The 929-nt window shown below is 70.2% G+C and carries 1 protein-coding gene; it reads left to right on the plus strand.

Annotated elements, in window-relative coordinates; translation table 11 throughout:
* The first annotated feature begins 302 nt into the window (after positions 1-302).
* On the plus strand, positions 303-857 hold the full coding sequence (locus tag G3I71_RS44820) for a hypothetical protein (RefSeq protein WP_239149755.1): 555 nt from the start codon (positions 303-305) through the stop codon (positions 855-857).
* Positions 858-929: the final 72 nt, after the last annotated feature.

Raw genomic sequence — 929 nt, forward strand, 5'->3', positions numbered from 1 at the left:
CGGAAACACAAAAGCACCCTCACCGGTCTGAACGACCGATGAGCACCCTCGAAGTTTGGGAACCACAACTGCAACTGAAATCACAGTAGCACGCCCTGACTACGACAAAATCGGCCGCGAATCCCGACCCTCCAGGGAGGCGAGAAAGACTCCCCGCAGCTATCCGCTCTTTCTGTCCTGGCCGACACAGAAATACGACATCGAGGCCGACGTCGGGGGCGCACGCCAGACGCGTCGGACACGGCGCGGATCCCCGCCCCACCTGCCGGTCAGGACGGCCGACCGCCCCTACGGTGTGGACCATGGCCCACGACGAGACCCCTGCGGCAGGGTCCCCCGCTCACGGTCCCGCACCCGACAAGGCCCTCGACGACGAACCGCTGTTCGCCGCCGCGCGGCTCAAGGAGCGCCTGTACGCGACGATCACCATGATCTCGGTGGTGGTCGGGCTCGCCGGCTTCGGCCACACCGACACGGCCGAAGCGGCGGCCACGATCCTCACGACCGCCGTCGGCCTGTGGCTGGCCGCCCTGGTCGCTGACCAACAGGCCCACCGCGTCGTCCACGGCCGCTTCGCCACCGGCCGCGAGCTGCGCCACATGTTGTCCGTCAGCAGCCCCCTGTTGCTGTCCGCGGCGGGCCCCCTCACCCTCCTCGCCGTGGCGGCGCTCACCGCCGTCACCGTGGAGTCCGCGCTGCTGATCGCGGCCGCGGTGAACGTCGCCGGCCTGTTCACCTGGGGGTGTTACGGGGGCATCCGCATGGGGGCCGGTACGGTCCTCGCCGTACTGGCCGGGGTCCTGGACGCGATCATCGGAACGGCGGTCGCCCTGGTCAAGGTCGCCGCCGGCCACTGAACACCCTCGCCCGGGGGCCTACCGGCCACCCGACGGTCGTGACCCGGCCTACGGGCGCGGGGCGATCACCGT

This window comes from Streptomyces sp. SID12501 (assembly GCF_010550245.1).
GTDB lineage: Bacteria > Actinomycetota > Actinomycetes > Streptomycetales > Streptomycetaceae > Streptomyces.